The 22,543-nt window shown below is 67.3% G+C and carries 21 protein-coding genes; 5 read left to right on the plus strand and 16 right to left on the minus strand.

The features are described 5' to 3' along the window. Positions 1-27 precede the first annotated feature (27 nt). The gene (locus tag BTH42_RS02515) at positions 28-507 is read right to left on the minus strand and encodes an NUDIX hydrolase (RefSeq protein WP_075295446.1); all 480 of its coding nucleotides are present in this window, start codon (positions 505-507) and stop codon (positions 28-30) included. A gap of 283 nt (positions 508-790) precedes the next feature. On the opposite strand from BTH42_RS02515, the gene BTH42_RS02520 reads away from it, so the two are divergent. Genes BTH42_RS02520 through BTH42_RS02530 form a run of 3 tightly spaced genes read left to right on the plus strand, consistent with a single transcriptional unit; the run spans position 791 to position 3,725 of the window. After that, a complete protein-coding gene (locus BTH42_RS02520; protein ID WP_075295448.1) occupies positions 791-1,933 on the plus strand; it encodes a Re/Si-specific NAD(P)(+) transhydrogenase subunit alpha in 1,143 nt (380 codons plus the stop codon). 13 nt (positions 1,934-1,946) lie between these two features. Further along, positions 1,947-2,273, plus strand: a complete 327-nt coding sequence (locus BTH42_RS02525; protein WP_075295449.1) for an NAD(P) transhydrogenase subunit alpha — start codon at positions 1,947-1,949, stop codon at positions 2,271-2,273. Next, positions 2,274-3,725: an NAD(P)(+) transhydrogenase (Re/Si-specific) subunit beta gene (locus tag BTH42_RS02530; protein WP_075295451.1), complete on the plus strand. Its 1,452-nt coding sequence runs from the start codon at positions 2,274-2,276 to the stop codon at positions 3,723-3,725. It begins immediately after the preceding gene. A 61-nt stretch (positions 3,726-3,786) separates the two neighbouring features. On the opposite strand, the gene BTH42_RS02535 is transcribed toward BTH42_RS02530, so the two are convergent. The 9 genes from BTH42_RS02535 to BTH42_RS02575 form a co-directional block, all read right to left on the minus strand. Beyond that, complete coding sequence (locus tag BTH42_RS02535; RefSeq protein ID WP_075295453.1) at positions 3,787-4,527, minus strand: YafY family protein; 741 nt, start codon at positions 4,525-4,527, stop codon at positions 3,787-3,789. A 55-nt stretch (positions 4,528-4,582) separates the two neighbouring features. After that, positions 4,583-4,963: a VOC family protein gene (locus tag BTH42_RS02540; RefSeq protein ID WP_075295455.1), complete on the minus strand. Its 381-nt coding sequence runs from the start codon at positions 4,961-4,963 to the stop codon at positions 4,583-4,585. A gap of 120 nt (positions 4,964-5,083) precedes the next feature. After that, entirely contained in the window at positions 5,084-6,388 is a 1,305-nt protein-coding gene (locus tag BTH42_RS02545) for an MFS transporter (RefSeq protein WP_075295457.1), read from the minus strand. A 15-nt stretch (positions 6,389-6,403) separates the two neighbouring features. Further along, the gene (locus tag BTH42_RS02550) at positions 6,404-7,279 is read right to left on the minus strand and encodes an amidohydrolase (RefSeq protein WP_075295459.1); all 876 of its coding nucleotides are present in this window, start codon (positions 7,277-7,279) and stop codon (positions 6,404-6,406) included. Between the two features lie 12 nt (positions 7,280-7,291). Next, on the minus strand, positions 7,292-8,092 hold the full coding sequence (locus BTH42_RS02555; RefSeq protein WP_075295509.1) for an SDR family NAD(P)-dependent oxidoreductase: 801 nt from the start codon (positions 8,090-8,092) through the stop codon (positions 7,292-7,294). A 5-nt stretch (positions 8,093-8,097) separates the two neighbouring features. Beyond that, positions 8,098-8,649 carry a carboxymuconolactone decarboxylase family protein gene (locus BTH42_RS02560; protein WP_075295461.1) on the minus strand — a complete coding sequence of 184 codons (552 nt, stop codon included), beginning with the start codon at positions 8,647-8,649 and terminating at the stop codon, positions 8,098-8,100. Positions 8,650-8,696: 47 nt separating this feature from the next. Further along, a complete protein-coding gene (locus tag BTH42_RS02565) occupies positions 8,697-10,028 on the minus strand; it encodes a cation:dicarboxylate symporter family transporter (protein WP_075295463.1) in 1,332 nt (443 codons plus the stop codon). Between the two features lie 116 nt (positions 10,029-10,144). Then, positions 10,145-10,798 (minus strand): DUF4286 family protein, encoded by a 654-nt coding sequence (locus BTH42_RS02570; RefSeq protein ID WP_075295465.1) that lies wholly within the window; start codon positions 10,796-10,798, stop codon positions 10,145-10,147. After that, complete coding sequence (locus BTH42_RS02575; RefSeq protein ID WP_178392104.1) at positions 10,795-11,652, minus strand: alpha/beta fold hydrolase; 858 nt, start codon at positions 11,650-11,652, stop codon at positions 10,795-10,797. Before BTH42_RS02575 ends, BTH42_RS02570 begins: the two co-directional genes overlap by 4 nt. A 76-nt stretch (positions 11,653-11,728) precedes the next feature. On the opposite strand from BTH42_RS02575, the gene BTH42_RS02580 reads away from it, so the two are divergent. After that, positions 11,729-12,763 (plus strand): LysR family transcriptional regulator, encoded by a 1,035-nt coding sequence (locus BTH42_RS02580; protein WP_256701726.1) that lies wholly within the window; start codon positions 11,729-11,731, stop codon positions 12,761-12,763. Positions 12,764-13,159: 396 nt separating this feature from the next. Then, positions 13,160-14,539, plus strand: coding sequence for an MFS transporter (locus BTH42_RS02585; protein WP_075295467.1), 1,380 nt, complete (start codon positions 13,160-13,162; stop codon positions 14,537-14,539). Between the two features lie 111 nt (positions 14,540-14,650). On the opposite strand, the gene BTH42_RS02590 is transcribed toward BTH42_RS02585, so the two are convergent. From BTH42_RS02590 to BTH42_RS02615, 6 genes are all read right to left on the minus strand, one after another. Next, entirely contained in the window at positions 14,651-15,940 is a 1,290-nt protein-coding gene (locus tag BTH42_RS02590; RefSeq protein ID WP_075295469.1) for a class I SAM-dependent RNA methyltransferase, read from the minus strand. A gap of 29 nt (positions 15,941-15,969) precedes the next feature. Then, the gene (locus tag BTH42_RS02595) at positions 15,970-18,243 is read right to left on the minus strand and encodes a site-specific recombinase (RefSeq protein WP_075295471.1); all 2,274 of its coding nucleotides are present in this window, start codon (positions 18,241-18,243) and stop codon (positions 15,970-15,972) included. Between the two features lie 267 nt (positions 18,244-18,510). After that, entirely contained in the window at positions 18,511-19,320 is an 810-nt protein-coding gene (locus BTH42_RS02600) for a PqiC family protein (protein ID WP_083654647.1), read from the minus strand. Next, complete coding sequence (locus tag BTH42_RS02605) at positions 19,317-20,978, minus strand: intermembrane transport protein PqiB (protein ID WP_075295473.1); 1,662 nt, start codon at positions 20,976-20,978, stop codon at positions 19,317-19,319. Before BTH42_RS02605 ends, BTH42_RS02600 begins: the two co-directional genes overlap by 4 nt. Then, positions 20,971-21,621, minus strand: a complete 651-nt coding sequence (locus tag BTH42_RS02610; protein WP_075295474.1) for a paraquat-inducible protein A — start codon at positions 21,619-21,621, stop codon at positions 20,971-20,973. The genes BTH42_RS02605 and BTH42_RS02610 overlap by 8 nt, the downstream gene beginning before the upstream one ends. Before the next feature lie 7 nt (positions 21,622-21,628). Continuing rightward, positions 21,629-22,351 carry a paraquat-inducible protein A gene (locus tag BTH42_RS02615; protein ID WP_075295476.1) on the minus strand — a complete coding sequence of 241 codons (723 nt, stop codon included), beginning with the start codon at positions 22,349-22,351 and terminating at the stop codon, positions 21,629-21,631. Positions 22,352-22,543 lie beyond the last annotated feature (192 nt).

Raw genomic sequence — 22,543 nt, forward strand, 5'->3', positions numbered from 1 at the left:
GTACTGCCTGGGTTCTACCGCTGGCTTCTACCGTCTGGGCCCGACCGAATGCGTATGCACGAAGTCGAGCGGAAAACGCCGGCCGTCCAGGTAATCGTCGATACATTGCATCACCAGCGGCGTGCGATGCCGCTCGGGGCACGCGCGCAGTTCGTCGGCGCTCATCCACACGGTGCGGACGATATCGGCGTCGAGCGCGAGCGCGGGGTCCGCGTCGCCGCCCGCGCCGCAATAGGTGAAGCGCAGGTACGTGGTGCCCTCGCGGGCCGGCCGTTCGAAGTGGGTCATGTACATGCCGACCAGGGCCTCGGGCACGAACGGGTGGGCGGTTTCCTCGAGCGTTTCGCGGATCACCGCTTCCAGCAAGGTTTCGCCCGCCTCCAGATGGCCGGCGGGCTGGTTCAGGCGCAAGCCGGCGGACGTGTGTTCCTCGACCAGCAGGAAGCGTCCGTCACGCTCGACGATCGCCGCGACGGTCACGTGCGGCAGCCAGGTTTCCGGTTTCATGGCTGCGCATTTTACCGGTTATGGGCGGCGCCTGCCGGGCGGCGGGCCGCGCCGCACCATGAGCGGCCGGCGGGCGCGCCAGGGCCGGTCGGAGCGGGTGCCGGAACCGGCCGGCGGCCGCTGCCGGACCCGCCGGCAGACGCCCCGCACCCCAGCATTGACCCCGATTTTTGCGCCGTGGCGCTTTCGGTTACAGTGGGGCCTGCGTTAGCCGTTGCATTTGCAAGCCGGCGTGCCTCGTCGGCAGCTCTGTCGTCAAACAGGAAGTCGAGGAGGAACCACGATGCACATCGGAGTGCCAGCCGAGACGCGCGCGCATGAAACCCGCGTGGCCGCGACGCCCGAAACGGTCAAGAAGTACGTGGCGCAAGGCCACCGGGTGACCCTCCAGAGCGGCGCCGGCGCCGGCGCCAGCTTTCCCGACGACGCCTATACGGCGGCCGGCGCGGAAATCGTCGATGCCGCCACCGCGTTCGGCGCCGACCTCGTCCTCAAAGTCCAGTCCCCCACCGATTCCGAACTGCCGCTGCTCAAGCGCGGCGCGACGCTGGTCGGCATGCTCGATCCGTTCAACGCCGACAACGCGGGCAAGCTCGCCGAGGCCGGCGTGACCGCGTTCGCGCTCGAAGCGGCGCCGCGCACGACCCGCGCGCAGAGCCTCGACGTGCTGTCGTCGCAGGCGAACATCGCCGGCTACAAGGCGGTGCTGCTCGCGGCGACGCTCTATCCGCGCTTCATGCCGATGCTGATGACCGCGGCCGGCACCGTGAAGGCCGCCCGCGTGCTGATTCTCGGCGCGGGTGTGGCCGGCCTGCAGGCGATTGCGACCGCGAAGCGGCTGGGCGCGGTGATCGAGGCGTCGGACGTGCGACCGGCGGTGAAGGAGCAGATCGAATCGCTTGGCGCGAAGTTTCTCGACGTGCCGTACGAAACCGACGAAGAGCGCGAGGCCGCGCAGGGTGTGGGCGGCTACGCGCGGCCGATGCCGCCGTCCTGGCTCGCGCGCCAGTCGGCGCTGGTCCACGAGCGCGCGAAGCAGGCCGACGTGGTGATTTCGACCGCGCTGATTCCGGGCCGCGCGGCGCCGACGCTGATTTCGGTCGAAACCGTGCAGGCGATGAAACCCGGCTCGGTGCTGGTCGACCTCGCAGCCGGCCGCGGCGCGGAGTACGAAGGGCGGCGCGGCGGCAACTGTCCGCTGACCGAAGCGGATCAGGTGGTGGTGCGCTACGGCGTGCAACTGGTCGGCTATACGAATCTGGCCGCGATGGTGCCGGCCGATGCGTCGTCGCTGTACGCGCGCAATCTGCTCGACTTCCTGAAGCTGATCGTCACGAAGGAAGGCACGTTGAACATCGATCTCGCGGACGACATCGTCGCGGCCACGCTGCTGGCGCGCGACGGTCAGGTCACGCGCAAGGCATAGGGAGGCGGCGGCGATGGAAGTCATCAATCACACCGTGATCAATCTGATCATCTTCGTGCTGGCGATCTACGTCGGCTATCACGTGGTCTGGAACGTCACGCCCGCGCTGCACACGCCGCTGATGGCGGTGACCAATGCGATTTCGGCGATCGTGATCGTCGGCGCGATGCTCGCGGCGGGGCTCACGGTCGGCGGCGCGGGCAAGTTCTTCGGCACGGTCGCGGTCGCGCTCGCGGCGGTCAACGTGTTCGGCGGCTTTCTCGTCACCAGACGAATGCTGGAGATGTTCAAGAAGAAGGAACCGAAGAAGCTCCCGGTGGCCGGCAAGGAGGGTGCGTAAATGAGCCTGAACGTCGTCACGCTGCTGTATCTGGTCGCCTCGGTCTGCTTCATCCAGGCGCTCAAGGGGCTGTCCAATCCGAAGACCGCGCGCATCGGCAATACCTTCGGGATGGTCGGGATGGCGATCGCGATCCTGACCACGATCGCGCTGATCTCGCGCCAGGCCGAAGTGCTCGGCTCGAACCTGGGTCTCGGGCTCGGTCTGCTGCTGTTCGGGCTGGTGGTCGGCGGCGCGGTCGGCGCGTTCGTCGCCGCGCGCGTCGAGATGACCAAGATGCCGGAACTGGTCGCGGCGATGCACTCGCTGATCGGTCTGGCGGCCGTGTGTATCGCGTACGCGGTGGTGTCGGAGCCGGCCGCGTTCGGCCTCGCCGATCCCGACTACCCGATTCCGGGCTTCCTGCCGTTCGGCAACCGGATCGAGCTGTTTATCGGCACCTTCGTCGGCGCGATCACGTTCTCCGGTTCGGTGATCGCGTTCGGCAAGCTGTCGGGCAAGTACAAGTTCCGGCTCTTTCAGGGCGCGCCGGTCACCTACGGCGGCCAGCATCTGATCAACCTGATGCTCGCCATTGCGATGGTCGGCTTCGGCATCCTGTTCTTTCTCACGCAGTCGTGGCTGCCGTTCATCATCATGACGATCATCGCGTTCGTGTTAGGCGTGCTGATCATCATCCCGATCGGCGGCGCGGACATGCCGGTGGTCGTGTCGATGCTGAACTCGTACTCGGGCTGGGCGGCGGCGGGCATCGGCTTCTCGCTGAACAATCCGATGCTGATCATCGCCGGCTCGCTGGTCGGCTCGTCGGGCGCGATCCTGTCGTACATCATGTGCCGCGCGATGAACCGCTCGTTCTTCAACGTGATCCTCGGCGGCTTCGGCAACGAGCCGGGCGCGGCGGCGGGCGGCTCGGCGGAGCAGCGTCCGGTTAAATCGGGTTCGGCCGACGACGCGTCGTTCATGCTCGGCAACGCGGAGACCGTGGTGATCGTGCCGGGTTATGGTCTGGCGGTCGCGCGCGCGCAGCATGCGCTGAAGGAATTGACTGACAAGCTGGTCGAGAAGGGCATCGAGGTGAAGTACGCGATTCACCCGGTGGCCGGGCGGATGCCGGGGCATATGAACGTGCTGCTCGCGGAAGCCGAAGTGCCGTACGACATGGTCTACGAGATGGAGGACATCAACGGCGAGTTCGGTCAGGTCGACGTGGTGCTGGTGCTCGGCGCGAACGACGTGGTCAATCCGGCCGCGAAGAACGATCCGAAGTCGCCGATCGCGGGGATGCCGATCATCGAGGCGTACAAGGCGCGCACGGTGATCGTCAACAAGCGTTCGATGGCCGCCGGCTACGCGGGGCTCGACAACGACCTGTTCTACATGGACAAGACGATGATGGTGTTCGGCGACGCGAAGAAGGTGATCGAGGATATGGTGAAGGCGGTCGAATAAGGCCTTCGCTGCGGCTAACTCGCAACAGGATCGCGGCGCCCCACGCCGCGATTTTTTTTGCCTAGCGCGATTTCGCGTTCACGTGGCGCAGCAGATCGGCGAGCCGTCTGCCTTCCTGATCCGGATAGGTTTCGAGTACTTCGAGCGCGTCGATCTTTTCCAGTCCGAAGTTACGGAAGTCGCCGCGCAGTTCGCACCATGCGCCGAGTGTCCAGCGCGCACCCCAGTACGCGAGCGCGAGCGGCCACACGCGCCGTTCGGTGGCCGCGCCGTTCGCGTCGATGTACGCGAAGCGCACCACGTGACGGGCGTCGATCGCGCGATGCAGCGTGTCGAGCTGCGCGCCAAAATCCCCTTTGATATGAAACGACGGCGCGAAGATCGCCAGCCGTTCGAGCGTCGCGCGCTTGTCGGCGGGCATCGCCGATGCGATTTTCGCGAGCGCCCCACGCGCGCCGCTCGCGAAGCCGGCGCCGCCCCACGATTCGAGCATCCGCGCGCCGGCCGCGAGCGCGGCGAGTTCGTCGGCGGTGAAGGTGAGCGGCGGCAGACTCGCGGAGCGCGACAGCCGGTAGCCGATGCCCGCCTCGCCTTCGATTGGCACCCCTGACAATTGCAGATCGCGCACGTCGCGATAGACGGTACGCAGCGAAATGTTCAGCCAGTCGGCCAGTTGCCGCGCGGTGGTCAGACGGCGGCCGCGCAGCAGCTCGGCGATCTGGAACAGGCGGTCGGCGCGGCGCGTCATCGTGGGCGTCGGGTAGAGGAGGAGGGGGACGGTCCCGCGATGATAGCGCCGCATGATGGCCTGCGCTTCCGTTGCGACGGCGGGCGTTCGAGCTTCGCGCGGCCGTTGCCTAGTTGGTCAGCGAATGCAGGCCGAGCCGGTTGCCTTCGCTATCGGTGAAGAACGCGATGTAGCCGATATCCTGCGGCAGCTTGATCACCGGCCCGTCGCTCCTGCCGCCGGCCTTTTCGATCCGCGCGAGCGCGGCGTCGACGGTGGGCTGCGCGTTCAGGTAGACGATCACGCCGCCCGCGACGGGCTTCAGCGCCGGGTTATGAACGATCGCGCCGCCGCTGGCCGGCTCCTCGTACTTGAACACCGCGATCGGCTGGCCGCCGAACTCCTGGCGGTTCAGCGTGGTGGCGAACGCGGCTTCGTAGAAGCGCACCGCGCGGTCGAAATCGACGGACGGAATCTCGAACCACGCAACGACTTTGGGCAAGGCGGACATGACACTCTCCTTCGGATGGCAGTAGGCCGGTTCAGCGCCGGATGGCGTGAGAAGGAGTGTGCGGGGGTGCTGCTGACAGCGTGGTGTCAGCAGGGCGGTGAGTCTGTCAGGATTCGTCGATCAGGTTTCCTTCGTCACGACGATCAGCAACACCGACAACGCCGCCGCGACCACCAGCATCACCGACATCGCGACCATCCCCGCGAAGAACGAATGCGTGGCGTCCTTCAGCACGCCGACCATCCACGGTCCGACATAACCGCCGAGGCTGCCGGTCGCGTTGATGAAGGCCATCCCGCCCGCCGCGGCGACGCCGCTCAGATAGCGCGACGGCAGGCTGTAGAACGCCGGCCGCGCGGAACTCAGGCCGATCACCGCGAGCACGATGCCGACCATCGCCGGTGCGAGCGCATCGAACAGCACCGAGAAGCCGAGCCCGACCGCCGCCACGAGGCACGCGGCGACGAGGTGCAGCACATGGCGTCCCGAGCGGTCCATCCAGCGCGCCCAGCCGATCATCACGACCGCCGCGATCAGATACGGCAAGCCCGACAGAAAGCCGACCAGCATATTCGACAGGCCGTGTCCTTTCAGAATCAGCGGCAGCCAGATCGCGATCCCGTTGATGCCGATCCAGTAGCTGAACAGGATGCCGGTCATGATCCACACCTTCGGATCGCGCAGCGCCGCGCCGAAGTTCTTCTGGGCAATGCGCGCGTTCTCCTGTTCGAGCGCGTCGATCAGCGCGCCGCGCTCGTCTTCGGTCAGCCAGCTTGCCTGCTGCGGCCGGTCGCGCAGCAACAGCAAGGTCAGCACGCCGAGCACGCAGGCGGGCAGTCCTTCGAGCAGGAACAGCCACTGCCAGCCGCGCAATCCGGCGATGCCGTCCATCGTCATGATCGCGACCGACAGCGGTCCGCCGACCACCGACGAAAGCGGAATCGCGACGAGGAACCACGCGAGAATCTTCACCCGGTTGCGCGCCGGGAACCAGCACGACAGATAGAACAGCACGCCCGGAAAGAAGCCCGCTTCGGCCGCGCCGGTCAGAATCCGCAGCACGTAGAAGCTGGTCGGGCCGCCGACGAACGCGCACGCGCTCGCCAGGAGTCCCCACGAAATCATGATCCGCGCGAGCCAGCGACGCGCGCCGAAGCGATACAACGCGAGATTGCTCGGCACTTCGAGCAGGCAATAGCCGATGAAGAACATCCCCGCCGCCGCGCCGAACTGGCTGTTCGTCAGGCCGAGATCGTGATTCATCGTCAGCGCGGCGAAGCCGATGTTGGTGCGGTCGATGTAATTGAAGAAGTAGCCGATCGCGAGCAGCGGCACGAGCCGCAGCAGGTTCTTGCGCGACGCGCTTTGCAGCGCGCTCTCGGCTGCGCCGGCAAGTGGCGCGGCGGACAACGGGGATGAGGACATGGGATTTACTCGGTGTTACTCGAAGCCAAAAAACTCGCGCGGATTATCGACCAGCAATTGCTGGCGTTGCTGCTCGTCCGGCACGATTTGCGCGATCAGGTCGGTCAGATCGCCGTCGTCGGGCATCGGACCGTGCAGGTTCACGTGCGGCCAGTCGCTGCCCCACAGCACGCGTTGCGGCGCGTGATCGGCGAGCGCGCGGGCGACCGGCACGACGTCGTGAAACGGTGTCCCGGCTTTCGACAGACGATCGGCGCCGCTCAGCTTCACCCACACGCGGCCGCTGTCGAGCAGCTGGCGCAGCGCGTTCATCGCGGCGCCGTCGGGACCCGCGCCGATATCGAGCCGCGCCATATGATCGATCACGACCGGTTGGTCGAGCGACAGGATGAACGGCGCGTATTCGACGATATCGTCGCCGGCCACGTGAATCGCCACATGCCAGCCGAACGGCCGGATCTTCGCGGCGACGTTGCGGATCACGTTCAGATCGGTGCGCCCGCCCAGATGCGCGAGAAAGTGAAAGCGCGCGCCGCACACGCCGGCCGCGTCGTAGTCGGCGATCAGCGATTCCGGATCGTCCGGCCGCACCAGCGCGACGCCGCGATAGCGGCCCGCGCCGACGCGCAGCGCGTCGAGCAGCGGCCGGTGATCGAAGCCGTGCCCCTGGCTCTGCACGATCACCGCGCGGCTGAAGCCGAAGCGTTCGTGCCACGCGCGCAATGCGGTTTCAGGCGCGAGCGCGGGATTGAAGCTGCGCTCGTCGGGCAGCGGATAGCGGTCGAACGGTCCGTAAATATGGCAGTGCGAATCGCAGCTGCCGGCCGGCAGTTGCAGCAGCGGCGTGCGCGGATGCGCGAGCGGCGCGTCGGAGTTTTTCAGAACGGTCATTGCTGTTACCCCTTAACCGCAGCGCACGGTCATGCCGCCGTCGACGATCACTTCGGTGCCGGTCACGAATTGCGCTTCGTCCGACGCGAGGTACAACGCCGCGTTCGCGGTATCGCGGCCGTCGCCCATGAAGCCGAGCGGAATCCGCGCGAGCCGCTGCTTCAGCAATGCATCGACGTCGCCGCCCGCGCGCTGGCCGGCGAGCCGCGCTTCGACCATCGGCGTATGCAATTGCCCCGGCACCACGGTGTTCACGCGGATGCCTTTGCTCGCGTATTCGACCGCGACCACGCGCGAGAGCTGGATCACACCGGCCTTCGACGCCGCGTACGCGACCTGCGCGGCGCCGGTCCAGCGCAGCCCGGAGGTCGACGAGGTATTGACGATCGCGCCAGCGCCTTGCGCTTCCATCACCGGCAATACGTGCTTGCAGGTCAGGTACACGCTCTTCAGATTCAGCGCGATCTGCGCGTCCCATTTGTCTTCGTCGAGCGCGACCGGGCCGCCCGCCGCCGAGCCGCCGACGTTGTTGACCAGAATGTCGACCCGGCCGAAATGCTGGACGCAGCCTTCGACCATTTGCGCGACCGCCGCGCTATCGGTGACGTCGCAGGCCGCGGCGACCACCTCGCCGCCGACCGCGCGCACCCGCTCCAGGGTTTCCTGCATCGCGTCGAGATTGCGGTCGACCGCGTAGATCTTCGCGCCTTCCTCGGCGAAGCGCACCGCGACCGCGCGGCCGTTGCCCCAGCCCGGACCGATGCAGCCCGCGCCGGTCACGATTGCCACTTTGTTTTCGAGTCGTTTGCTCATCTGCTTCATTCTCCGAGTTCGTTCGGCACGCCCGCGGGCTGCGCCACCTGAAAGACGTTGATCGTCATCGAGATCAATGTGTAGTAACCGGCCAGTCCGACGAGGTCGACGACGCCCGCTTCGCCGAGCAGTTCGACCGCCTCGGCGTAGCGCGCATCCGAGACCTTGCGGTCGCGATGCAGTTCGGTCAGGAACGCGTGCACCAGCGCTTCGTCGGCTTGCGTGAAGTGCGGCTGCGCATGCGTGCGGATCGCTTCGACGATCTCGGCGCTAACGCCGGCTTCGAGCGCGATCGGCTTGTGCGCGAACCATTCGTACTCCGAACCCCAGACCCGCGCGAGCGTGAGGATCGCCAGTTCCGAAAGCCGCGGCGGCAGCGTCGTGTCATAGCGGCAATAGCGGCCGAGCGCCTGCGCGTGCTGCGCGAGTTCCGGACGATGCAGCCACACGGCGAGCGGTCCGCGCACGCCTTTGCGCGGACCGTTGGCGATCGCGTCGTAGACGCTGCGTTGCGCGTCAGTCATCTGCGCGGGATCGAGATCGGCAATGCGTTTCATCGAAGTTCCTTCAGTTGCGTGATACAGATCGAAATGAGGGGTGGTGCTTATTTGCTGGACGAGCGCTGCGTGGCTAGCGCCGCCGGGTTTTTCTGGTGCGCGTCGTCGCGTGAACCGACAGCGGGCGACGCCGCCGGCCGCGACTCGCGCCATGCGCGAAACGCGTCGGCGTCGAATGCGTGTTCCCACTTCGCCAGCGCGATCACCGCGACCGTGTTGCCGATCATGTTGGTCAGCGCGGTGCAGGTCGCCATCAGACGGTCGATCCCGAACAGCAGCCCGAGCCCGCCGAGCGGCAACACGCGCACCGATTCCATCGTCGCGGCGAGCTTGATGAACGCGCCGCCCGCGACCGTCGTGCCGCCCTTCGAGGTCAGCATCAGCACACCGAGCAACGCGATCTGCTGGCCGATCGAGAACGGCGTGTCGGTGGCCTGGGCGATGAAGCCGACCGCCATCGCCATATAGATGCCGGTGCCGTCGAGATTGAAGCTGTAGCCGGCCGGCAGCACGAAGCCGACCACCATTTCGTCGCAGCCGGCCTGCGGCAGTTTTTCGACAAGCCGCGGAAACGCGACTTCGCCCGACGCGGTGCCGAACACCAGCAGCAGTTCCTCGCGGATCAGCCGCAGCACCGCGAAGATCGACACCCCGCACGACGCGGTGATGCCGCCGAACACCAGCAGCACGAAGCCGAGCGAGCCGGCCCAGTAGAGCAGCACCAGCTTCATCAGATACAGCAGCGTCGCGCCGCCGTAGTTGCCGACCGCGGCGGCCATCGCGCCGAATGCGCCGAGCGGCGCGAGCCGCATGATGAAGCCGAGAATCGTGAACAGCACGCGCTGCGCTTCGCCGACGCCGCGCAGCAGAATCGAATCGCGGCCCACCGACAGATTCAACGCGATGCCGGCCAGAATCGCGATGAACAGCACCTGCAAAATGTTGCCGGCCGCGAACGCGCCGACCAGCGTGCCGGGCACGATGCCGAGCAGAAAATCGGTCACCGTCATATGCGCGGCCGACGCCGCGAACTGCGCGATCTTGCCGGTGCTTTCGAGGTGGGTCGCGTGCATGCCGGCGCCGGGTTTGAACACGTTGACGAGCACGAGGCCGACGAACATCGCGAAGGTGCTGACCACCTCGAAGTAGATCAGCGTTTTCGCGCCGAGGCGGCCGAGCTTGCGCATGTCCTGCACGTGCGACATCCCATGCACGACGGTGCAGAACACGATCGGCGCGAGCAGCATTCGCAGCAGAGCGATGAACGCGTCGCCGAGCGGCTTCATCGCGATTGCGGTAGCCGGCGCGAGCACGCCGAGCGCGACCGCGAACAGCAGCGCTAGCAGCACCTGCACGTGCAGCTTTCTGAGTTGGGCCATCTGTGTCTCCGTCAATCGTTATGTTTTCGCGCTGCCGCGGGCGGGCGCGGCGGCGCGTTGCTGCACTACTGCATTCCTGCGCTATTGCGTTATTGCATGAGCGCGTTGCTGCACGGTCAGTAGCTGCTGCGCCGGTACGGCACGTACACGTTGAAGCTCCTGATGCTCGCGCCGCACGGCCGGCCGATCTGCGCGGCGAGCGTCGCGCTGGCCGGCGAGTCGAAGCTCGCGAACAGCCACAGTGTTTGGTCATCCTCAACGAAGCCGCGCAGTTGCAGCAGGTCGCCGCGTGGGGTCAGCGCTTCGCGGACCGCGGCGATGATTGCCTGCGCGGATGCGGATGCTTCTGAGGCCAATGCCACTGCCGATTTCGCTGCCGCGTCCTGCGGCAACGCCACGCTCATCGCAAGCAGCCGGCAGACCTCGCGCGGTTCGTACTGCGTATGGTCCTGGCCATCGAGTCCGACCGCCACCACCCGCGAGCGGCCCACGGTGCGCGGCAACACGCGACGGCTCCACGGCGTCGACTGCGCGCCCGACACGCTGCGATACGCAGCGCTATTGAGCGCATCGGGCGACGTGAGATCGTAAAGCGCGAGCCAGCGCGGCCAGCCGTCGATACACGCCCAGCGGGACGCCGACACGAAGCCCGGCAGCGCGAGCCGCTGCGGAAAATGCTCGGTGTCGTACCAGTCGTTGAACTCCTCTTCGAGCGACGCGGGCGGCTCCATCGCCACCATCAGCAACGCGGGTCGAATGGCTTCGCTCATCGGCGGCCTCCGTCGATAAAGCCGCGAATCGCATCGAGCAACTGCGCCGGGCGTTGCAACGCCATCAGGTGACCGGCCGGCAGCGTCGCGAACACGCTGCCCGGAATTTGCGCGGCTTGCGCGGCGACGCGCGCAGGCGGGCGCTGGAGGTCGTGCTCGCCGGCCAGCAGCAGGCACGGGCAGCGCAGCGCCGGCAATTGCGCGCTCAGGTCGATGTCGCCGAGCGCGTCGTTGGCGTGTGCATAGCCGACGGGATCGTTGGCGAGCAGCCGCGCGCGATACCGCTCGAACGCATGCGGGTCGTCGCGCAACACCGGGGGCCACGACTGCGCGAGCGTGCCGTCGACGATCGCGCGCATGCCGTCTTGCCGCGCCAGTTCCGCGCGATCGCGCAGATAGCTGCGCCGCGCCGGGTCGACGTCGAGCGCCGGCGCGCACATCACGATGCCGGCGACGCGCGCCGGATGTCGGACCGCGAACTCGACCGCGATCGCCGCGCCGGCCGCCGCCGCGATCAGCCAGCACGGCTGCTGCGGCGCGAACGCGTCGCACAGCGCGCGCAGATCGTCCGCCTGATCGGCGAGCGAAAAGCGCCCGCGCACTTTTTCCGATTCGCCGTGGCCGCGCTGGTCGTAGCGCAGCACGCGCCGCGTCGTTTGCAGCGCCGGCACGAGCGCGTCCCAACTGGCGATGCTGCCGCCGAGTTCATGAATCAGCACGAGTGTGGGTGCCTGCGCCGCGCAACCATCGATCGCGTAGCGCAAACTGACGCCCGACGCGTCGATCCATGCCTGATTGCTATCCGTGCCGGACAGCGGCGTAACGGGCGTAAAGGGCTCTGAAAACGAGTTCAAGAAGGGATGTCTCCGGTTTTCGATACTGTGCCGCGCGTGCGAGCTATTGACAAAAACCTTTTTCTGATGGGAATCTATGCCGCAAAAGCATAGCTCGCGTGCGTATCCGCGAGCGTCCTGGGAGACCATCATCGAAATCAAGGAACTGCGCTCGTTCGTGCATATCGCGCGGGTGGGCAGCTTCAGCCGCGCGGCCGCGGAACTGTATGTCGCGCAGCCGGCGTTGAGCCGGCAGATCGCCAAGCTCGAGGAAGAACTGGGCACCGCGCTGTTCGTGCGGCACGGCCGCGGCGTGCGGCTGACGAGCGGCGGCGCGCAACTGCTCGAACGCGCGGAAATGATCATCAACTTCGTCGCGCAGACCGGCGAGCAGGTGCGCGCATCGGGCGACCGGCTGAGCGGCCATATCGCGCTCGGGTTGCCGCCGGCGATCGGCGTGCACGTGTCCGCGCCGATCGTCGAGGCGTTCCGCGCGCGTTGGCCGGCGGTCGGGCTGCATATCCGCGAAGGGCTCAGCAGTTCGCTGCAGGAATGGCTGCTCGATCGCCGCGTCGATCTGGCGATCGTCTACAACCAGCCGGCGCTCGAAGCGTTCGACGTGCTGCCGTTGTGCAGCGAAACGATGGTGATCGTCGGACCGCCGGACGACACGGTGATCGAGCGACGCGGCGGCGAGCCGCTGCGGATCCGCGATCTCGCCGAATTGCCGCTGATCGTGCCGGGCTTTCCGCATGCGAATCGCCGCGTGCTCGAACAGGCGGCGGTGCAGCACGGCGTGCATCTGCGGATCGTGCTCGAGGTCGACAGCGTGACGCTGACCAAGGCGCTGGTGAAGCGCGGGCTCGGCTATTCGCTGCTGACCTACACCGCGATCCAGCAGGAAGTGGAGCGCGGCGAACTGTGCGCGCTGCCGATCGAGCGGCCGGCGATCCGCTCGACCGTGTCGCTCGCGACGCTGCGCGAGCAGCGTGCGTCGCGGCTGGTGCGCACGATGGCCGATGTCGTGCGCGACAACGTGCGCGAGCTGGTGGTCAACGGCGCGTGGCGCGAGTACGCGACGTGGCTCGGCGATGGCGGGCCCGCCACGGAGCTTTCGACGCCGGACGAATAGGCGCGAATAGCGGCCAGGCGCGGGAGCCGGCCCCGGCCCCGGCCCCGGCTCGCCGCGTACGCGATCCTCGCCCGGCGACCGCGCGGCAACCCCGCGTGCGAACGCACGGCAATCCACCCCCACCCAGCCAATTCCGGCATACGCGCGCGCGAGCTATCCCTTCAGGGCATGGCTTTCCATCGCAAAAAGGTCTTTGTCAATCGCCGGCGATCCCTTCAAAGTGCGCTTCACGGCAAGCGCGCTTGCCGTCGATTCGCCAGCGGCCTTTTCTCTCTCGCAACGAAAAGGCAGGCGGCGTCGCCGCACGGGAGCCGCAAGCCGGCTGGCCGCGCGCCGCCCCGGGCCATGCGCCCAACGGCTCTAACCATTATTCGAATACAGCTGGAGACATTCTCGATGAGTACCCCCATCACCGCACCGGCCGATGCGCTGCATCGCGCGGCGACGCGCAAAGCGATGCTGCGTCTGATTCCGTTGATGTGCCTGATTTACCTGCTGTCGTATCTGGACCGCACCAACGTATCGATCGCCAAGAGCCAGCTGGCGATCGACCTCGGCCTGTCGGCCGCCGCCTACGGGTTCGGCGCCGGCATCTTCTTTCTCAGCTATGCGCTGCTCGAAGTGCCGAGCAACCTGGCCGCGCACCGCTTCGGTCCGCGGCGCTGGATCGTGCGGATCGCGATCACGTGGGGCGCGCTGTCGGCGGCGATGATGTTCGTGCAAGGCGAGAGCTCGTTCTACGTGATGCGGATGCTGCTCGGCGCGGCCGAAGCGGGGCTGTTTCCGGCGCTGATGTACATGGTCACGCTGTGGTTCGCGCAGGAAGACCGCTCGATCGCGGTCGGCTGGGTCTACACCGCGCCGGCCATGGCGCTGCTGATCGGCAATCCGGTCGGCGGCGCGTTGATGCAGCTCGACGGCAACCTCGGTCTGCACGGCTGGCAATGGATGTTTCTTGCCGAAGGCGTGCCGTCGATCCTCGTCGGCGTGCTGCTGTGGTTCAAGTTGCCGGAGCGTCCGCACGACGCGCGCTGGCTGTCGAAGCAGGAAGCCGACGCGCTGACCGCGCGCGCGGTCGGCTCGAACGGCGGCGATGCACACGCGGGCAAGATCACGCTGGCGATGCTCAAGCAGGCGTTGCTGAAGCCGTTCGTCACGCTGATCGGCCTGATCTACTTCTTCAACCAGATCGCGTTTATCGGACTGATCTTCTTCACGCCGGCGATCGTCCAGCAGATGCATGTGAAGACGCCGTTCCTGGTCGGCGCGCTGTCGAGCGCGATTGGCGTGGGATCGGTGATCGGCGTGCTGGGCGTGCCGCGCATCCAGCGCCGGCTGCAACGCGACTGTCTGCTGTTGGGGCTGCTGACTTTCGGTTTGATCGCCGGCTCGGTGCTGTTCCTGCTGGTGCCGACGCTGCTGGTGCGGATCGCGCTGCTGGCGATCCTGGCGTTCTTCGGCAAGGGCGTGCTGACGCTGTACTGGACGATCGCGATGGGCCGTATGCACGGCTTCGGCGCGGCGGCCGGGCTCGCGTTCATCAACATGCTGGGGCTGATCGGCGCGTTCGTCGGACCGTATGCGTATGGTCTCGCCGAATCCGCGACCGGCAATGCGTCGTCGGGATTCTTTGTGGCGATTCTGGCGTCGCTGCTCGGACTCGCGCTGGTGCCGCTGCTGCCGGCTGCGCTGCGTCGCGCGGATGCGGAGGCTAAGGCGTTGCAGTCGCAAGCCACGCCCGTGCGGGGGATGACGGCGGATTCGCCGCTGGTGTGAAGAGGAGTGTGAAGCGGAATTTGTAGCGGAATTTGAAGCGGAGTGTGAAGCGCGTGCGTCGTTGTCGTAGATTGCGCGACAACGACGCAGCGCGCCCGCAATGCGCCGGCCTTAGCCCGCCGGCGTATCGCTTTGCGGCCGCTGCCGCACGCTGCCCGCGATCAGATCGAAGCGGAACAGACGGCATTCGAGCGCGCCGTTAAAGAGCGGCGTCTTGGTCGATTCGCGCAGCCGCAGTTGCCCCGGCAGCTTGCGATCCGACGTCAGAATGAACGCGTGCCAGCCGGTGAAGCGCTGCTTCAACGCGTTGCCGAACAGCTGGAAGAACTCGCTGTCCGGCGCTTCTTCCTGAATCCGCCGGAAGCCGTCGTCGCGCTGCTCGCGATTGCCGCGGTCTTCGCGCAACTCGCCGCGCGCATTGCGGCCGCGCACTTCGATCCGCTCGCCGTACGGCGGATTCGCGACCAGAATGCCCGGCGCCGAACTCGGCGGCGTCATGTCGCGCGCGTCGAGCTGCTTGAGCTGGATCTGCGGCAGACCGGCCCGCTCGAAATTCGCGCGCGCCTTATCGAGCATGTTGATCGAGATTTCGCTGCCGAAAATCTGCAGATCGGCGCGCGAGCCGCGCGCGGCGTTCTTCGCGTCGAGCGCGGCGTTTTTCAGCTCGCGCCAGGCCTTCGAATCGAACTGCTTGAGCTTCTCGAAGCCGAACTGGCGCTCGGCGCCCGGCGCGATATTCAGCGCGACCTGCGCGGCTTCCGCGAGGAACGTGCCGCTGCCGCACATCGGGTCGTACAGCGGCGTGCCGGCCTGCCAGCCGGTCAGGCGCAGAATCCCCGCCGCGAGGTTTTCGCGCAGCGGCGCCGCGCCCTTGTCCAGCCGCCAGCCGCGTTTGAACAGCGGGTCGCCGGAGGTGTCGAGGTACAGCGTGCAGTCGGTCGCGGTCAGGAATGCGAACACGCGCACGTCGGGCATCGCGGTATCGATGCTCGGGCGCGCGCCGCTCTTTTCGCGCAGCCGGTCGCAGATCGCATCCTTCACGCGCAGCGTCGTGAATTCGAGGCTGCGCAGCGGCGACTTGATCGCGGTGACGTCGACGCGCAGCGTTTCGTGCGCGGAGAACCACTGCTCCCAGCGCTGCTCGACCGCGAGCGCGTAGATGTCCTGCTCGTTGCGGTACGGCCGTTGCGCGATTTTCAGCAGCACGCGGCTCGCGAGGCGCGAATGCAGGTTGGCCGCCATGCCGGCGGCCCAGCCGCCGCGAAAATGCACGCCGCCGGGCACCTGGGCGCCGGCCGTGAAGGCGGCGCCGTGCAGATGCCTGGCGGCAATTTCGGCGAGTTCGGCCGCGAGCGGGGCTTCGAGACCGCGCGGGCAGGGGAGGAAGAAATCGAAGGACATTAGGTTGCCGGAAGGCGTTGAATAAGGCGCTATTGTACGCGGTCGGGGTGCGCCGGCCCGGTCACCGGCCATACCAGTTCCAGCGGTCGCCGTTTGAGCCGTTGCCAGATCGCGCCGCGCAGCGAGCGCACCGCATTGCGCCGCAAGTCGCGCGATTTGACCGCCATATAGAACGCCAGCGCGAAACTGACCGCGACGTTCAGAATCGCCATGCTGGCGACGCCCGCCACCGCCCACCACAACGCCGGCAACTTCAGCGCATCGGGGCCGAGTACGCCGAGCGCGACGCCGATCGAACCGGCGCTGAGCGTCACGTGCCGCACTTCGAAACTGAACGCGAACGCGGTCAGGATCGCCGGCACGAGGCCGAGCATCAGGCCGAGCGTGATATTGCCGACCACCCCGGCGACGTTGCTCCGGCAAAAGCGCGCGAGACGCGCGGCGCCCGCCGCGCCGAGCGTCAGGCGCAGGCGGCGGTTGTAGGCGAGCGCGTCGCCGACCCGGTGCAGGATGAACCAGTTGTCGGCCCAGCCGGCCAGCAGACTCGACGACCACAGCAGCACGCCGGTCAGCGCCGCGTAGAACGGCGTCGGCCCGAGCAGCGAGAACGAGCGCAGCGTCGCGAGCGCCTTGTCCGACGAGATCAGGTCGGTGTGAAACAGCGCGTGCCACAGCAGATCGACGCCGAGACACACCGGGAACACCAGCAGCACGTTGCCGAGCACCGCGGCGGCCTGGGTGCGCATCAGCGCGGTCACCGAACTGACGAAGCTGTCGACGCCGGCTGGCGTGCCGACTCCGTCGAGTTCGCGTGCGAGCGTCGGCGCGGTCATCGCCGGTTGCTTGGTGGCGAGCGAGAAGTGCAGGAAGTGCATCAGCAGGAAGCTGGCCGCGTAGTTGATGCCGGCCAGCAGGCCTTCGAACATCGCGGGGAAATGCACGCCGGTGATCGCGAATTTCACGCACACGGTGACCACCGTGACGAGGCCGCCGCCGGCCGCCATCCGCATCATCTTCAGATATTCGGCGCGGTCGCGCGCGATGTAGTGCTCGCCGGTGTCGGCGCTGTACTCGACCACCTTGCGCGCGAGCAGCGAGAAATTACTGCGCGCGAGGTGCGCGACGCTCTGGCTCGCGAGGTTCGCGCGCACCAGTTCGGCGGTCAGGCGCGCGCCCGCGTGCGGATCGTGCTGGGCCATCCACGCATCGAGCAGATGCTCGGCGCGTTCGATCCGCATACGCATCCGCTCGACCTGAAACACGATATCGACGCTCACGCCGTTGCGATACAGATGCGCGAACACGTTGCCGGTCGCGCTGCGGCATTCGTCGAGCAGCAGACGCAGATAGTTGACCTCGCGCAGTAGCGGCTCCTGCGGGCCGCCGGCCGTGTACGCCTGATGCGCGGTCTCCAGCGCGAGCATCGCGCGGGTGAGGCGGTAGAACGGCTGGCTTTCCATCGCGACGCGCATGTCGGCGGTGTCGGTGCCGTGATCGGTGTGCTCGTCGTGAGCGTCGTGCTCGTCGCTCGTGTCGTGATTGCCGCCGAGGCGGCTGCGCACCGTCTGCGACAGACCGGTCGAGCTGATCTGGCAGGTCAGGTTGTGCAGCGCGGCCAGCAGATCGAGCGAGAACGGGGTGCTGTCGCCGGCTTCGTCGGTGTCGCGCGCGTAGTCGAACAGCGCGTGAATCCGCACCAGCAGATCGGTGGGCAGCGAGTCGATCCAGTCGGCGTCGCGCTCGGAGCCGAACATCAGCGTGACGATCGCGCTGAGCTCGCGACGGTTCGGCGCGGGCGGGATCAGCGCCGCCTCGACGCGCTCGAACACCGCGCCGACCAGCCCCGAGTGGACCGGCATCCCGGCGTCGCACAGCAGCGACAGGCCATCGCTTTCGCGCAGCAGCGCGCGCAGGATGCCGGCGACATTCGCTTTCCATGCGGGGTTGCGGTCGAGTACGTGCAGCAGGTAGCGGATGCGCGTGTGGGCGGGGATCGATGCTTTGATGGGAGCGGGGTTGGCGGCGGCGTGCGTCGCGTTTGCCGTGCTCGCCGCGTTGACGGTCTCGTCCGCGGCGGTCGAGGCAGGCGCGGAAGCTGCGCCCGTTGCAGCCGCCGTCGGCGCGTTCGCGCCGCCACGCACCGCGTTACCGCGGCGAATCCAGTGCGCGAGGTCGATCAGCCACGCGCTGCGTTCCGCGTAAGGCGCGTCGCGGTCCGCGATCGCCAGTAGCGCGTCGAGCTGATGGCCGCCGTCACGCGACGCACGCCACTTTTTTATGATTCGTTTGATTGAGTCGAACATGGGTTTTTCCTGCTCACACGCTCGCCCGGGTACGGGGTCGAGGCGGCGGACAGCCGCGCCTCGGTCGCACGCGGGCGAGCATCGTGGTGGAGGTTGGGGAGCGCGTCGCGCGTTGCCCGGCAACAGGGGCGGGCAACGGCTTTTGCCGGAGGGGCTTTGACTCGCGTACAGCATGCAACGTTTGCACGACGTTGCAAGAAAAATTGACGCAGATCAAAGGAAGCACAAGTAATCATGTGTTCGTCTGACCCGCGCCGACCGGGTCTGTCAGGCGCCGGGTCCGGCGGCGCCGCTGGCCGCGGAGTTGGCCGCCGGGTTGGTTGCCGGGTTGGCCGCCGAGTTAGCTGCTGCGGAAGTAGCCGCCGAAGGACACGGCGGCACCGAAATCGAAGCCGCCTTGCCGGCCGCCGACGAACGCCCTGCGCCCGTCGCGCCACCCGCGGCCGCCACCATCGCGCGCACGCCCGCCGCGATCTGCGTCGACACCTGTTCGAGCGCGCGCCGGTGCCCATCGACCAGCGCGTCATAACCGCCGCCGACCGGCTCGCTAACCACGCTGCGGCACGTCATCACCGCATTGCTGCGCACCGCGCGCACGCTCCACACCGCGTCGAGCAACGCGTGCGAGCCCGGCCACGATTCGAAGCGCTGCACGTTCATCGCGATCCGGTACACCGCGACGTCGTCGGGACGCGCGGTGCCGAACGCGTCGAGCGTGCCGAGCTGCTGGGTCAGATCGGTCGACAGCGCGCGGCGGATCTCGTCGCCGGGCAGCGAAGCCCAGCGCTCCTGTTCGAGCAGTTGCACCTGGGTCGGCCCGGTCTGCACGACCAGCTGATTTCTCGACACCTGCGGCGGCACGTTGACCGGCGCGACTTCGATCAGCCACGCGGGCGCGCTCGCGGTGCGGGCGACGGCCGGCGCCGCGCCGTCAGCGTTAGCTGCGCCGCCCAGCGTATAGAAGCGGCTCGACGGCGACGAACACGCGGCCAGCGCGATCGCCGCGGCCAGCGCGCCGACCTGCGCGGCAGCGCGCGCAAGCGTGCGCGGCGAGCGGGGGAGCCGGGCAAACATCATGGTTTATCTCCTGATTTACCGCGCAACAGCGATTCGGGGTGACGCTCCAGGTAATCCGACAGCGCGTTCAGCGACTGCAACGTGCGCGTCAGTTCCTGCAACGCCTGATGAACGTCGGACTGCAGCGGCGAGTCCTGCTGCAACGTCGCCTGGGCCGAGCTGAAGGTCTGTTTCGCGGCCGACAGCGTATCGCGCGCCTGCGGCACGACTTCCTTGTCCAGTCGCGAGAACAGCCGGTCGGCGTTCTTCAGCGCGCTGTTCAGGTTGTCGCCGATCTGGTCGAACGGCACCTTGTCGAGCTTCTTCGCGATGTCGGCGACCTGCAGCTGCAATTCGTCGAGCGTGTTCGGAATGGTCGGCAGCTCGAGCGGATCGCTGGTCACGTCGACCTTGGCCGGCGCCGCTTTCGGGAAGATGTCGAGCGCCACGTACAGCTGGCTCGTGATCAGGTTGCCGGTGCGCAGCTGGCCGCGCAGCCCGTGCTTGACCAGTTGTTCGAGCATCGTTTGACCCGCGAGCGTACCCGGCGCCGGCGCGTTTTCGCGGAAGCGCTTGCCGAGGCGATCCGGGTAGATGTTCATCGTCACCGGCATCGTGAAGCCGCGCGTTTTCGGATCGTAGTCGATGCCGATGTTGGTCACCTGGCCGAGCACGATGCCGCGGAAGTCGACCGGCGCGCCGACCGACAGCCCGCGCAGCGACTGGTTGAAGTTCATCACGACCCGCAGCGGCACGCCGTCCGGCTCGCGCATCGCGTCCGCCTCATCCGACGCGAGCCGGAAGGTCTGGTCGTTCGGCGCCTGCGGACCCATGTTCTGGCCGGGCGGCGACTGGAACGACAGACCGCCGACGATCACCGTCGCGAGCGATTGCGTGTTCAGCTTGAAGCCGCTCGAATCGAGCCGCAGATCGACGCCGCTCGCATGCCACCAGCGCGAATTGGTGCCGACGTACTGGTCGTACGGCGCCGACACGAACACCTGCATCGTCACGCCGGTGCCGCTCTTGTCGAGCGAGAAGCCGACCACCTGGCCGACCTGCACGCGCCGGTAGAAGATCGGCGAGCCGATGTCGATCGAACCGAGCGAGTCGCCGTGCAGCACGTACTGGCGGCCCTTCTGGTCGCCGGTGACGGGCGGCGGGGTTTCGAGGCCGACGAAGTTGTCGGCGGTATCGCCCGAGCGGCCCGCGTCCGCGCCGATATACGCGCCCGACAGCAGCGTGGTCAGACCCGACACGCCGCTCGCGCCGACCCGCGGACGCACCACCCAGAAGCGCGAATCCTTGACCGCGAACTTGCCGCCCTGCTTGGTCAGCTGCACCTCGACCAGCACATGCGACAGATCCTGCGACAGCGTGATCGTCTTCACCGCGCCGACCGTCACGTCCTTGTACTTGACCTGGGTCTTGCCCGGCTCGAGCCCTTCTGCGCTGGTGAAGCTGATCGTGATCACCGGGCCGCGTTCGTTGACCGAGCGGATCACGAGCGCGATGCCGATCAGCGCGGCGATCAGCGGAATCACCCAGACCAGCGACGGCAGCCAGCGGCTGCGCGGTTCGATCTCCGGGTCGGGCAACTGGGGCGGCAGGCTGGGTCCGTTCGAATCGTTGCGCGGCGCGTCACCGGAAGCGGGCGTCGGTCCTTGCGGGCTAGTCATGTTTGGAATCCTGAGGGGTTGGGGTGCTGCCTTCCACGGGGTCCCAGATGAGCCGTGGATCGAATTGCATGGAAGCCATCATGGTCAGGATCACGACCGCGCCGAACGCGATCGCGCCCGGTCCGGCCGTGATCACGGCCAGCGATTTGAAGCGCACCAGCGCGACGGTCAGCGTGACGACGAACACGTCGAGCATCGACCAGCGGCCGATCCGCTCGACCATCCGGTACAGCGTGGTGCGCTGTTGCGGACGCCAGCGCGAGCGGCGCTGCGCGGTCACGGTGAGCAGCACCAGCACGCTGAGTTTGAGCATCGGCACCATGATGCTGGCGACGAACACGATCACCGCGAGCGGCCAGTCGCCGGAGGTCCAGAAGTAGACGACGCCGCTCATGATCGTGTCGTCCTCGGCGCCGAGCAGCGACGCGGTGTGCATCACCGGCAACAGGTTGGCCGGAATATACAGCAGCGCGGCGGCGATCAGCAGCGCCCACGTGCGCATCAGGCTGTCGGGATTGCGCGAGTGCAGGTGCGCGCCGCAGCGGCTGCAATGCTGCGGCGCGACCGAGCGGATGCGCGGTTCGACGCGGCCGCACGAATGGCAGGACACGAGGCCCGCGCGTTTCGCGGTGACGTATTTCATCGCGGGGTCATCCTTCGCGCGGGGTGGGGGGAGCGTCCGGCTGCTGCTGAGGCTGCGGCACCGGCGTGCCGACCGCGAGCGCGGCGCTGTCCGCCTGCGAGCGTGGCAGCGGCGCCTCGTCCGGCGCGCCGAGTTCGTCGGCGATGTCCCACAGCACGCGCGGATCGAACGTGACGACCACCGCGAACATCAGCGTCAGCGCGCCGAACGCGAACAGCGCCGCTTCGGGAATCACGCGCGCGAGGCTGACCATCTTCACGATCGTGATCAGCACGCCGAGCATGAACACTTCGATCATCCCCCACGGCCGCACGAACTGGATCGCGCGCAGCACGCGGTTGAACTGCGGCGGCACGTAGCCGGCGCGCAGCGGCACCAGCACGTACAGCAACGCGACCAGTTCGGTGAGCGGGAACAGCACCGTCGAGCAGAACACCATCACGGCGACGATCTGCATGTCCTCGCCCCATAGCGCGACGAGCGCGCCGAACAGCGTGGTCTGCGAGGTGATGCCGTTGGTCTCGAGTTCGACGATCGGAAAGCCCTGCGCGATCACGAACGTGATCAGCGCGGCGAGAGTCATCGCGCAGATCGCGTCGAGCTTGCGCGACACGCCGCGATAGAGCGATGCGCCGCAGCGCGCACAGCGCGCGGTGGTGCGCCCGACAAGCCGTGGCTTGCGGAACAGCGTGTCGCATTCATGGCACGCGATCAGATGGTCATGTTCCATGCGGCTGGCTGCGTGACGACGTGGTTGAGTGACTTGAGCGGCGGAGCGGCAAGGTCCGTTTTTTGAGAAAAGTCGGGCGAAAGTGGGAGCAATAGTACCAAACGCGGCCCCGCGCAACAGCGCGAAAGGCCCAACCACGGCGCGGCGGCGGGCGCGTGCGATGCGCACCACGGCGTTTCGGACCGCCTTGTC

Source organism: Burkholderia sp. SRS-W-2-2016, assembly GCF_001931485.1.
Lineage (GTDB): Bacteria > Pseudomonadota > Gammaproteobacteria > Burkholderiales > Burkholderiaceae > Paraburkholderia.

What these genes read in the sequence shown, in the direction of transcription:
- BTH42_RS02590 (WP_075295469.1), bottom strand. Translation starts at nt 15,940, where the DNA reads ATGTCCTTCGATTTCTTCCTCCCCTGCCCGCGCGGTCTCGAAGCCCCG.
- BTH42_RS02540 (WP_075295455.1), bottom strand. Translation starts at nt 4,963, where the DNA reads ATGTCCGCCTTGCCCAAAGTCGTTGCGTGGTTCGAGATTCCGTCCGTC.
- BTH42_RS02520 (WP_075295448.1), top strand. Translation starts at nt 791, where the DNA reads ATGCACATCGGAGTGCCAGCCGAGACGCGCGCGCATGAAACCCGCGTG.
- BTH42_RS02615 (WP_075295476.1), bottom strand. Translation starts at nt 22,351, where the DNA reads ATGGAACATGACCATCTGATCGCGTGCCATGAATGCGACACGCTGTTC.
- BTH42_RS02595 (WP_075295471.1), bottom strand. Translation starts at nt 18,243, where the DNA reads ATGTTCGACTCAATCAAACGAATCATAAAAAAGTGGCGTGCGTCGCGT.
- BTH42_RS02525 (WP_075295449.1), top strand. Translation starts at nt 1,947, where the DNA reads ATGGAAGTCATCAATCACACCGTGATCAATCTGATCATCTTCGTGCTG.
- BTH42_RS02605 (WP_075295473.1), bottom strand. Translation starts at nt 20,978, where the DNA reads ATGACTAGCCCGCAAGGACCGACGCCCGCTTCCGGTGACGCGCCGCGC.
- BTH42_RS02515 (WP_075295446.1), bottom strand. Translation starts at nt 507, where the DNA reads ATGAAACCGGAAACCTGGCTGCCGCACGTGACCGTCGCGGCGATCGTC.
- BTH42_RS02550 (WP_075295459.1), bottom strand. Translation starts at nt 7,279, where the DNA reads ATGACCGTTCTGAAAAACTCCGACGCGCCGCTCGCGCATCCGCGCACG.
- BTH42_RS02555 (WP_075295509.1), bottom strand. Translation starts at nt 8,092, where the DNA reads ATGAGCAAACGACTCGAAAACAAAGTGGCAATCGTGACCGGCGCGGGC.
- BTH42_RS02545 (WP_075295457.1), bottom strand. Translation starts at nt 6,388, where the DNA reads ATGTCCTCATCCCCGTTGTCCGCCGCGCCACTTGCCGGCGCAGCCGAG.
- BTH42_RS02610 (WP_075295474.1), bottom strand. Translation starts at nt 21,621, where the DNA reads ATGAAATACGTCACCGCGAAACGCGCGGGCCTCGTGTCCTGCCATTCG.
- BTH42_RS02565 (WP_075295463.1), bottom strand. Translation starts at nt 10,028, where the DNA reads ATGGCCCAACTCAGAAAGCTGCACGTGCAGGTGCTGCTAGCGCTGCTG.
- BTH42_RS02585 (WP_075295467.1), top strand. Translation starts at nt 13,160, where the DNA reads ATGAGTACCCCCATCACCGCACCGGCCGATGCGCTGCATCGCGCGGCG.
- BTH42_RS02580 (WP_256701726.1), top strand. Translation starts at nt 11,729, where the DNA reads ATGCCGCAAAAGCATAGCTCGCGTGCGTATCCGCGAGCGTCCTGGGAG.
- BTH42_RS02600 (WP_083654647.1), bottom strand. Translation starts at nt 19,320, where the DNA reads ATGATGTTTGCCCGGCTCCCCCGCTCGCCGCGCACGCTTGCGCGCGCT.
- BTH42_RS02560 (WP_075295461.1), bottom strand. Translation starts at nt 8,649, where the DNA reads ATGAAACGCATTGCCGATCTCGATCCCGCGCAGATGACTGACGCGCAA.
- BTH42_RS02530 (WP_075295451.1), top strand. Translation starts at nt 2,274, where the DNA reads ATGAGCCTGAACGTCGTCACGCTGCTGTATCTGGTCGCCTCGGTCTGC.
- BTH42_RS02570 (WP_075295465.1), bottom strand. Translation starts at nt 10,798, where the DNA reads ATGAGCGAAGCCATTCGACCCGCGTTGCTGATGGTGGCGATGGAGCCG.
- BTH42_RS02535 (WP_075295453.1), bottom strand. Translation starts at nt 4,527, where the DNA reads ATGCGGCGCTATCATCGCGGGACCGTCCCCCTCCTCCTCTACCCGACG.